8 protein-coding genes are annotated in these 10,749 nt (G+C 63.8%); 5 read left to right on the forward strand and 3 right to left on the reverse strand.

What is annotated here, in order from left to right:
* Window positions 1–74: 74 nt before the first annotated feature.
* From dusB to ntrX, 5 genes are all read left to right on the forward strand, one after another.
* Window positions 75–1,094: a tRNA dihydrouridine synthase DusB gene (gene dusB, locus JHL16_RS09355; RefSeq protein ID WP_200184568.1), complete on the forward strand. Its 1,020-nt coding sequence runs from the start codon at window positions 75–77 to the stop codon at window positions 1,092–1,094.
* Entirely contained in the window at window positions 1,091–2,227 is a 1,137-nt protein-coding gene (locus JHL16_RS09360; protein WP_348647188.1) for a two-component system sensor histidine kinase NtrB, read from the forward strand. Before dusB ends, JHL16_RS09360 begins: the two co-directional genes overlap by 4 nt.
* Window positions 2,224–3,660, forward strand: a complete 1,437-nt coding sequence (gene ntrC / locus JHL16_RS09365; protein ID WP_200184569.1) for a nitrogen regulation protein NR(I) — start codon at window positions 2,224–2,226, stop codon at window positions 3,658–3,660. Before JHL16_RS09360 ends, ntrC begins: the two co-directional genes overlap by 4 nt.
* A gap of 274 nt (window positions 3,661–3,934) precedes the next feature.
* On the forward strand, window positions 3,935–6,166 hold the full coding sequence (locus tag JHL16_RS09370; RefSeq protein WP_200184570.1) for a sensor histidine kinase NtrY-like: 2,232 nt from the start codon (window positions 3,935–3,937) through the stop codon (window positions 6,164–6,166).
* Window positions 6,167–6,177: 11 nt separating this feature from the next.
* Window positions 6,178–7,584 carry a nitrogen assimilation response regulator NtrX gene (gene ntrX, locus JHL16_RS09375; RefSeq protein ID WP_200184571.1) on the forward strand — a complete coding sequence of 469 codons (1,407 nt, stop codon included), beginning with the start codon at window positions 6,178–6,180 and terminating at the stop codon, window positions 7,582–7,584.
* Window positions 7,585–8,048: 464 nt separating this feature from the next.
* Here the strand turns inward: ntrX and JHL16_RS09380 are convergent, their stop codons facing one another.
* The 3 genes from JHL16_RS09380 to JHL16_RS09390 form a co-directional block, all read right to left on the reverse strand.
* Window positions 8,049–9,536, reverse strand: coding sequence for an aldehyde dehydrogenase (locus JHL16_RS09380; protein WP_200184572.1), 1,488 nt, complete (start codon window positions 9,534–9,536; stop codon window positions 8,049–8,051).
* A gap of 103 nt (window positions 9,537–9,639) precedes the next feature.
* Complete coding sequence (gene rpmG, locus JHL16_RS09385) at window positions 9,640–9,807, reverse strand: 50S ribosomal protein L33 (RefSeq protein ID WP_119391783.1); 168 nt, start codon at window positions 9,805–9,807, stop codon at window positions 9,640–9,642.
* Window positions 9,808–9,877: 70 nt separating this feature from the next.
* The gene (locus JHL16_RS09390) at window positions 9,878–10,657 is read right to left on the reverse strand and encodes an N-formylglutamate amidohydrolase (RefSeq protein WP_200184573.1); all 780 of its coding nucleotides are present in this window, start codon (window positions 10,655–10,657) and stop codon (window positions 9,878–9,880) included.
* Window positions 10,658–10,749: the final 92 nt, after the last annotated feature.

Genomic DNA, 10,749 nt, shown 5'->3' on the forward strand with positions numbered 1-10,749 from the left:
CAAGCTGTCTTGACGGGGAAGCTAGGTCCTCTAAACTGCATAAAAATCATACATCGAAAGATCGTGCCTAAAATATGAGCATCTCTGTTGGCGACATTAAATTGCGCAACCGTGTCCTCCTGGCGCCCATGTCGGGAGTCAGCGACCGGCCGTTCCGCGAGATCGCCGATCTCGGGCAAGCGGGCCTCGTGGTGACCGAGATGGTGGCGAGCCGCGAACTTGCAGAAGCGCGCCCCGATATGGTGAGGCGCACCGACCGCCCGTCGAGCGGATCGCTGTTTGCCGTCCAACTCGCCGGGCGTGAGCCGCATTGGATGTCCGAGGGCGCCCGCATCGCCCAGGATCTCGGCGCCGACATCATCGATATCAATATGGGCTGCCCGGCGCGCCAGGTGACGGGCGGTTATTCGGGCTCGGCGCTGATGCGCGATCTCGACCATGCGCTGACCTTGATCGAGGCCACGGTTCAGGCCTCGCGCGTGCCGGTGACGCTCAAGATGCGGCTCGGCTGGGACGAGCACATGATGAACGCGCCGGAGCTGGCGCGGCGCGCCGAGGCCGCCGGCGTCAAGATGATCACCGTGCATGGGCGCACCCGCTGCCAGTTCTACAAGGGCAAGGCGAACTGGACGGCGATCTCGGAGGTGAAGAAGAGCCTCAAATCCATTCCGCTCGTCGCCAATGGCGACGTGGCGACGATCGCCGATGTCCGCACTATCCTCGAAAAATCCGGCGCCGACGGTGTGATGGTCGGGCGCGGCAGCTATGGCAGGCCCTGGTGGCCGGGCGTGCTGGCGCATCAGCTCGATCCCGCGACCGGCATTCCCGAACCCGATCTCGCAAGCGAGGCCGAGCTCATGGCGCGCCATCATCAGGCGATCCTGTCGCTTTACGGCCATGAGCATGGCAACCGCATCGCGCGCAAGCATCTGGGCTGGATCATCGAGCGCAAGAGCGAGCAGGGCCTGCTGACGGCCGAGGAGGCCGCGGCCTGGCGCCGCCGCCTCACGGCCGAGACCGACAATGGAAAAGTCGCAACGGCCCTGCGTGAGCTCTATGCGTGCCTTGCCGAGACCGAGAGGAGGGCGGCGTGAATTACAGCAAGCCCGGCGAAACTCATGTCGCGCCCGATCTGGGGCTGGTGATCGACGCCTTGCCCAATCCCTTGCTGCTCCTCGACGATGCCGATCATATCCACCTCGCCAATTCCGCCGCCGAGGATTTCTTCCAGGCCGGCAAGGCGACCCTGCTCAAGACGAGATTCACCGATCTGATGCCGCTGGCGAGCCCGGCGCTCAACGCCATCGCCGATGCGCGCCAATCGGGCGGTGTCGTCAACGAATATGCGATCAGCGCCGGCACGCCGCGTTATGGCGGCGAGCGCAATGTCGACCTGCAGGCGGCGCTCATGCATGAGCAGCCGCGTTTCGTCCTGGTGATGCTGCTCGAACGTTCGATGGCGCATAAGATCGACCGCCAGCTCACCCATCGCAACGCCGCCCGCTCGGTGTCGGGCATGGCCGCAATGCTCGCCCATGAGATCAAAAATCCGCTGTCGGGCATTCGCGGCGCGGCACAACTGCTCGAGCCGACCCTATCGAGCGACGACCGGGCGCTGGCGCGCCTCATCTGCGAGGAGACCGACCGCATCCGCGATCTCGTCGACCGTATGGAAGTGTTTTCGGACGAACGTCCGCCCGAGCGTGAGCCCGTCAATATTCACGCCGTGCTGGAGCGCGTGAAAACGCTCGCCATGGCCGGCATGACGCAGTCTATACCGATCCGCGAGGAATATGACCCGTCTCTGCCGCCGGTGATGGGCAGCCGCAACCAGCTCATTCAGGTCTTCATCAATCTGGTGAAGAACGCGGTCGAGGCGATCGAGTCGAGCGGCAGCGGCGGCGAAATCCAGCTGACGACGGCCTTCCGGCCGGGCGTGCGCTTGTCGATCGCGGCCTCGGGCGAGCGGGTGACCTTGCCGCTCGAAGTCTGCGTAAAGGATACGGGTCCCGGCGTCCCGGCCGATATCAGGCCGCATCTCTTCGATCCCTTCATCACCACCAAGCCCAATGGCCGCGGCCTCGGGCTGGCGCTGGTGGCGAAGATCGTGCGCGACCATGGCGGCATCATCGAATGCGAGCCACATGACGGCGGCACCACATTCCGCGTTCTTCTGCCGATGCTCCGGCAGTCCCCGCAAGCTCAATTGGAAGAAACTAAGGCATGAAGGCCAAGACCGTATTGATCGCCGATGACGACAGCGCCATCCGCACCGTGGTGTCGCAAGCTTTGTCGCGTGCCGGCTACGCCGTGCGCTCGACCGGCACCGCCGCAGGGCTGTGGCGCTGGGTGACGGAAGGGGCGGGCGACGTCATCGTCACCGATGTGGTGCTGCCCGACGAGAACGCCTTCGACGTGCTGCCGCGCATCAAGAAGATGCGGCCGTCGCTCCCCGTGATCGTGATGAGCGCCAAGAACACCATCATGACGGCGATCGCCGCCGCCGAGCGTGGCGCTTATGACTATCTGCCGAAGCCTTTCGACCTCACGGCGCTCGTCTCGATGGTGGGGCGCGCCGCCCAGCATGAGGTGCGTCCCGTCACCCCGCCCAATGCGCCGGCCGAGAACCTGCCGATCATCGGCCGCTCGCCGATCATGCAGGAGATCTATCGCGTCATCGCCAGGCTCACCCAGACCGATCTCACCGTGATGATCGAAGGCGAGTCCGGCACCGGCAAGGAGCTGGTGGCGCGCGCCGTGCATGATTACGGCAAACGCCGGCGCGGGCCTTTCGTCGCCATCAACATGGCGGCGATCCCGCGCGAATTGATCGAGTCGGAGCTGTTCGGCCATGAGAAGGGCGCCTTCACCGGCGCCACCAGCCGCATGGCGGGGCGCTTCGAGCAGGCCGAGAGCGGCACGTTGTTCCTCGACGAGATCGGCGACATGCCCTTCGAGGCGCAGACGCGGCTCCTGCGCGTCCTGCAGCAGGGCGAATATACGACCGTCGGCGGCACCCAGCCGATCAAGACCAATGTCCGCATCATCGCCGCCACCCATCGCAACCTGCGCCGCATGATCGACCAGGGCCAGTTCCGCGAGGATCTGTTCTTCCGGCTCAATGTGGTGCCGATCCGCCTGCCGCCCTTGCGCGAGCGCAGCGACGACATTCCCGATCTGGTGCGTCACTTCCTGGCCCAGGCCGAGCGCGAAGGCCTGCCGCGCAAGATCATTCCGGCGCCCTCGGTCGAGCGTCTGCAGGCGCATCGCTGGCCGGGCAATGTGCGCGAGCTGGAGAACCTGATCCGCCGTATCGCCGCCCTTCATCCGGAAGAGACCGTCTCGCCCGAGACCATCGACCGCGAGCTCGTCTCGGCCGCTTCGTCCTCCGCCAGCTCGGAACCGGGCGACGACACCGGGGGCCTCAGCGGCTATCTCGAAAACCACCTGGCCCGCCAATTTGCCAGCTTCGGCGACGGCCTGCCGCCGCCCGGCCTCTACCACCGCGTGCTCGCCAATGTCGAACCACCGGTGATCCGGGCCGCGCTCGCCGCCACCAAGGGCAACCAGATCAAGGCGGCCGAGCTCCTGGGCGTCAACCGCAATACGCTCAGGACGAAGATCCGCGCCTATGGCATCCAGGTCGTCCGGGGGCTGTAGCTTGGCGGCGACTCCGAACTAGATGAAGGGCCTGAATGGCCGGCGCTTCTACCGCGTTTCCCTTCGCCCGTTGCGAAGCAATGGGAGAAGGAGAGCATAGGCAATCAGCCCGCATCTGCCCCTGGGGCACGTTCAAGAATGTCAGCTTTGGGCGACGAAAAGGCCGGGAACGTCCTCTTAAGATATTGAAAAACAATATATATTTTATAGTGTCGCAAATTGGCCACGATAGTTGTTGATTCCTTGCCACACTGCCAATATGCGCCCGGGGATCATGGCACAGACGGACGTTCCGAACGAACAACATCAGTCGACCCTGTCTCGCTTGCCGACCATGGCGGGGGTGCTGGTGGTATGCCTGTCGATCCTCTCCGGGCTCGCCACCTATACGATCCTGACCGGCCTGTCGCCGATCAAGCCAACGCCCGATACCATCACCTGGCTGCTCGCCGGCAACGCCGCGCTGGTGCTGATCATGATCGGCATGATCCTCTGGCAGATCTGGTCGCTGATCGTCGCCAAGAGGCGGGCAACCGCCGGCGCCGGTCTCCATATCCGCCTGGTCTCGCTGTTCAGCATCATCGCCGCACTGCCGGCCCTGATCGTCGCCGCCTTCGCCGCGGTGACCCTCAATCGTGGCCTCGATGCCTGGTTTTCCGAGCGTACCCGCTCGATCGTCGATTCCGCCGTGACCGTCGCCGAGGCCTATATGCGCGACCATGGCGAGACGGCGCGCGGGGATATCGCCTCTATCGCCGCCGACCTCAATAACCAGAAGCTTCTCTTCGACACCGATCGTCCCGATTTCGTCCGCCGCGTCGCCCGCCACGCCGCCTTGCGTGGCCTGGTCGGCGCCTTTGTCTTCGACACCAGTCTCAAGCGCATCGACGCCAACATCACGCTCAACAACAAGATCGCCTTCCGGGCGCCGCCCCAGGAGGCGATCGAGCGCGCCGACAAGGGCGAGCTCGTCGTCATGCCGCCGGGCGAGGGTGGCAATATCATCCGTGCACTGATCAAGCTGACTAACTACCCGTCCGAATACCTCTATGTCTACCGCGCCATCAATCCGTCGGTGATCGACCAGCTCGACGAGACGCGCGCCGCCAAGGCCGAATACGACCAGTTGCTCGAGCAGCGCTCCGGCGTGCAGATAACTTTCGCTTTGATGTATGCCGGCGTCTCGCTGATCTTTCTGCTCGCCGCCATCTGGCTGGGCCTGTGGTTCGCCGACCGCATCGTGGCGCCGGTGGTGAGTCTGTTGAACGCCGCCAGGCGCGTGTCGGCGGGCGATCTCGATGCCAAGGTGACCGAAATGCAGGGGCCGGGCGACTTGCAGACGCTAGCCCGCGCGTTCAACCGGATGACCTATCAGCTGAAAGAACAGCGCAACGAGCTGATGACCGCCAATCACCAGCTCGACGAGCGCCGCCGCTTCACCGAAGCGATGCTGTCGGGCGTCACCGCGGGCGTCATCGGCGTCGAGCCGGACGGCACCATCTCACTGGTCAATCCATCGGCCTTCACGCTGCTCGGCATGTCGGCGCAGGATCTCCTGAGCCGTCCGCTGGCCGATATCCTGCCGTCCTTCTCGGCGGTCTTCGAGCAGGCGGCGGCGCGTGTTTCGGGCTGGGCCGAGGGCCAGGTCAATATGCGGGTCGGCACCCAGGAGCGCAATTTCGTGGTGCGCGTCACCACCGAGACCTCCGACAGCGACGATCACGGCTATGTCGTCACTTTCGACGACATTTCCCAACTCGTCTCGGCGCAGCGTAATTCGGCCTGGGCAGACATCGCGCGGCGCATCGCGCATGAGATCAAGAATCCGCTGACACCGATCCAGCTTTCGGCCGAGCGCTTGAAGCGCAAATATGGCCGCGAGATCCAGACCGACAAGCAGGTCTTCGAGCAATGCACCGACACGATCATCCGCCAGGTCGGCGACATCGGTCGCATGGTGGACGAATTCTCGGCTTTCGCCCGCATGCCGAGCGCCAGCCTCGAAATGCAGGATCTGGTGTCGGTGGTGCGCGAGGCGACGATATTGCAACGTGTCTCGGCCGGCGAGCTCGAGATCGACGTGCGCACGCCCGACGAACGCATCAATTTCGCCTTCGACCGCCGTCTCGTCACCCAGGCGGTCACCAATCTGGTCAAGAACGCGCGCGAAGCCATCGAGACGCGCCTGCAGGACGATCCGACGATCAAGGGCAGGATCGTGGTCGAGGCCGGCGTCGATGCCCATCACGCACCTTTTATCGCGGTGACGGACAATGGCATTGGCTTGCCGAAGGAAAACCGGCATCGCTTGACGGAGCCTTATATGACCACCCGGGTCAAGGGCACCGGACTGGGCCTCGCCATCGTCAAGCGTATCATGGAGGAGCATCAGGGCAGGGTGCTGCTCGATGATGCGCCCGAGGACTTCGATGGCGGGCGCGGTGCCCGCGTCATGTTGTGTTTCATGCCGGTGCTCGCCGAAGAGCTTGCCGTGCCGGCTGAGTGAGGTGAATTAGAATGGCAGCCGATATTCTTATCGTCGACGACGAAGCGGACATCCGGGAACTCATTTCGGGCATTCTCCAGGATGAAGGTTTCGAGACGCGACTGGCGCGCAACAGCGACGCGGCGTTGGCCGCACTTGCCGACCGCCGCCCGTCACTGATCGTGCTCGACATCTGGCTGCAGGATTCCAAGCTCGACGGCCTCGACCTGCTGACCGTCATCCGCGAGCGCCATCCGGAACTCCCGGTGGTCATCATTTCGGGCCACGGCAATATCGAGACGGCGGTCTCGGCGATCAAGCGCGGCGCCTATGACTATATCGAGAAGCCGTTCAACGCCGACCGGCTGCTGCTGGTGGTCGGCCGCGCGCTGGAGGCGACGCGGCTGAGGCGCGAGAACGAGGCGCTGCGGGGCCGCGCCGGTTCCGACGTCGACGTGCTGGGATCGTCCATGGCGATCCGGCAATTGCGTCAGACGGTCAAGAAGATCGCGCCCTCCAACAGCCGCGTGATGATCACCGGGCCGATGGGCTCGGGCAAGGAATTGAGCGCCCGCATGCTGCATGACCAGTCGCAGCGCAATCACGGCCCCTTCGTGATCCTGAGCGCCGCCACCATGGCGCCGGAGCGCATGGAGGAGGAATTGTTCGGCGTGGAGGACGGCGCCGGCGGCACCCAGCGCGTTGGCGCGCTCGAGGAAGCGCATAGCGGCACGCTCTATATCGACGAGATCGCCGACATGCCGTTGGAGACCCAGGGCAAGGTGCTCCGGGTGCTGGTCGAGCAGACCTTCCAGCGGGTGGGCGGCGGCAAGAAGGTCAAGGTCGATGTGCGGATCGTCTCCTCGACCGGCCGCGACCTTTCGATGCTGATCGCCGAAGGCCGTTTCCGTGAGGATCTCTATCATCGCCTGAGCGTGGTTCCCGTCCGGGTGCCCTCGCTCGCCGAGCGCCGCGAGGATATCCCCGAGCTCATCGAATATTTCTCCAGGCTCTATTCGGTGGCGTCCGGCCAGCCGCACCGCAAGCTCGCCTCCGATGCCATCGCCATGCTGCAGACCCAGGATTGGCCGGGCAATGTGCGGCAGTTACGCAACAACGTCGAGCGGATCATGATCCTGGCGGGCGGCGAGCCGGGCAGCGAGATCACCGCCAGCATGTTGCCGTCCGAAGTCGGCGCGGCGCTGTCGCCCTCGGCTTCAGGCTTCGGTGGCGAGCACCTGCTAGCGCTGCCGTTGCGGGAGGCGCGGGAAGCCTTCGAGCGCGATTATGTGGCGGCACAGCTCTCCCGTTTCGGCGGCAATATTTCGCGCACCGCGCAATTTGTCGGCATGGAACGTTCCGCACTTCATCGTAAGATCAAATTGCTCGGTCTGGCGGTGCGCGGCGAGGGCGAGGAAATTCCCGCCGGGGTTGAGTAGGGCTTGATCCCGGCCACATTTACCCTAATAATTTACTGAGGAAGCGAAATCCTGGGCTTTTGGCCGCCGGGTACTCTTCCCCTAAACGAAAAATCAATTAAAACTTTATGCGACTGAACTGCGAATACGCAGGTTACCTCAGCCAAAGGCCGAAAGGCCCATGAACGCCCCCCGGGTCAGGTCCGCCGCATCTCCTGAAACGAGGGGCTTAGCCGGTCCGGGAGCGCATCGAGTGGCCTCCTCGATATTACGCACCGGGCCGGCGCCCTATCATCCAGACAAGACTGGAGTCTTGAGTCTGGACGCCGATTCCCGATCACGGGCTGAAGAGACTGCCGGCGAGGGGTGTCAGGTGACAACCGCCTCGCCGATCAGGTCCGCCGCATCTCCGAATAAAATCCCAGGCTGATCGGGTCCGCATCGAGTGGCCTCCTCGATCCTCGGTCCCGCCTGGTATCGGAGACTCAGAGCTGAATGTAGGTGTGCTTGATCTGCTGATATTTTTCCAGGGCGTGGAGCGACTTGTCGCGTCCGATGCCCGACTGCTTGTAGCCGCCGAAGGGCGCGGTGATGTCGCCGCCATCGGTGGCGTTGATGTTGACGGTGCCGGCGCGCAGGGCGCGGGCGACCTTATGGGCGCGGGTGATGTCGCGCGTCCACAGGCTCGCCTGCAGGCCGTAGATCGTGTCATTGGCGATCTTCACCGCTTCTTCGTCGTCCTTGAAGGTGATGGCGACGACGACAGGTCCGAAGATCTCCTCCTGGGCGATGCGCATCGAGTTCTTGACGTCGTCGAAGATGGTCGGCTCGACATAGAAGCCGCCGGTATTGCGGCGCGCCCGCTCGCCGCCGAAGGCGACCTTGGCGCCTTCCTTGCGGCCGATATCGATATAGCTGAGCACCCGGTCCATCTGGCCTTCATCGACCATCGAGCCCATTGCCGTCTTGGGGTCGAGCGGATCCTTGGGGCGCCATTTGTCGGCGTGCTTGGCGACCAGCTCGACGAACTGGTCCTTGATCTTCTCCTGCACGATGATGCGGGTCGCCGCGGTGCAGACCTGGCCGGAATTATAGAACACGCCGGCGGCGGCGGTGGCGGCCGCGTGATTGATGTCGGCGACGTCGCCGAAGATGATATTGGGCGACTTGCCGCCGGTCTCGAGCGCCACATGCTTCATGTTGCTCTCGCCCGCATAACGCAGGAAGAACTTGCCGACCTCGGTCGAGCCGGTGAAGGCGATCATGTCGACATCCATATGGCGGCCGAGCGCCTGGCCGGCGGTCTCACCGAAGCCCGGCAGGACGTTGAGCACGCCTTCGGGAAGGCCCGCCTCGGCGGCGAGCTCGGCGATGCGCAGCGCCGTCAGCGGCGACTGCTCGGCGGGCTTGAGGATGACGGAATTGCCGGTGGCGAGCGCCGGTCCGAGCTTCCACGACGCCATCAGCATCGGGAAGTTCCACGGCACCACGGCGCCCACGACGCCGATCGGCTCACGCGTGATCATCGAGATCGAATCGGGGCGCGCCGGCGCCAGCTCGTCATAGATCTTGTCGGCGGTCTCGGCATACCACTGCAGGCACTTGATCGACGAGCCGACATCGACGGGCAGCGATTGCGCGATCGGCTTGCCGACATCGAGCGTCTCGAGGAGGGCGAGCTCCTGCGCGTGCTTCTCGATGAGCGCCACCCATTTGAGCATGATGCGCTTGCGCTGCAGCGGCGCCATCTGCGACCAGGTGCCTTTCTCGAAGACGGCGCGGGCGGCTTTCACCGCGCGCTCGACATCTTCCTGGTCGCATTCGGCGACCTTGGTCAGGACCTTGCCGTCGACTGGCGAGATGCAGTCGAATGTCTTGCCTGAGGCAGCAGCGGCGAACTTGCCGGCGATGAAGGCCTGGTTGCGATACGAGACCTGCGAGATCTGGGTGCGATAATCTTCAGCGGCGGCCATGACGCATCTCCTGTGCGGATGAAGGGCGAGGGATCAGACGCAAGATATCAAAAAGGCACCGCCTCGCGGGCGGTGCCTTGCATGCAAATTCTGAATGGCAGAATTACTTGATCTTGGTCTCTTTGAACTCGACGTGCTTGCGCGCCACCGGATCGTACTTCTTGAAGGTGAACTTGTCGGTCTTGGTGCGCGAGTTCTTCTTGGTCACGTAGAAGTAACCGGTATCCGCTGTCGACTGCAGCTTGATCTTGATCACATTGCCTTTGGCCATAACATTCTCCTCGGGCGCCTTATGGCCCGGCTTCGGTTGGCGGGGGATATGGCCGATGGGCCGCCGAAAGTCAAGAAACCGCGGCTGCGCCGAATTTCAGCGCCCGGGCAAGGAGTTCGGCCCATTTGTCAGCCGCTTTCCGGTCCGGAATCAGGTCATTGCGGATCTCGAACTCGACGTGAGGGAGGTTGCGGCCCTCACCGTGGACGGGAACCGCATAGTCGTCGTCCGACACCTTGTAGGGCTCGTTGATTCCGACCGTGTATTGGGTGTTCTCGCCAAGCCATTGCGTGATCGGCGGTGCGAAATTCTTGTCCTTACGGAACATGACGCCGACCTCCCAGGGCCGGCTGCGGCCGAGGAAGACGGGCGTGAAGCTGTGAATGGTGACGAGCAAAGTGCGCCGCTTTTCTTCGAGGCGCCGGTCGAGAGCCGCTGCGACACCCTTCTGGAAGGGCCAGAAGACCGCCTCGGCGCGCCTGTGCCGCTCGGCGTCGCTCAGCCCCTGATTGCCAGGAATCACCGTCGCCTCGCTCACTTCCGGCGCGAAGGAGGCGACATGCGGCTTGCGGTTGCAGTCGCAGAAGAGTCGCGAATAACGCTGCATGAAGAGCGGGGCGTCGAGCCGGTCGGCGAGCGCCAAAGCGACGTCGCGGGCGCCGATATCCCAGGCGATATGGCGGGTGAGCTCGGTATCGGGCAGGCCCAGCGTGCCCGCGCCGCGGGGCAGAAGCCTTCCCGCATGCTCGCAGATCAGAAAGAAATCGGACCCGGCCTCGCTATTGTGGATTTCGAGCGGGGCGGGTTCGTCGGGCTGGAGAATCGGCGGCTCGGTCATCGCATCAGGCATATTGACTGTGTATCAAATAGTACAAACTCGAGGAGTAATATCAACTTGTATCCTTTGATTGACGTCCTCATTGTTTTATCGTGATTCCCGGG

This window comes from Taklimakanibacter albus (assembly GCF_016595235.1).
In the GTDB taxonomy this organism is placed as follows: Bacteria; Pseudomonadota; Alphaproteobacteria; order Rhizobiales; family Aestuariivirgaceae; genus Taklimakanibacter; species Taklimakanibacter albus.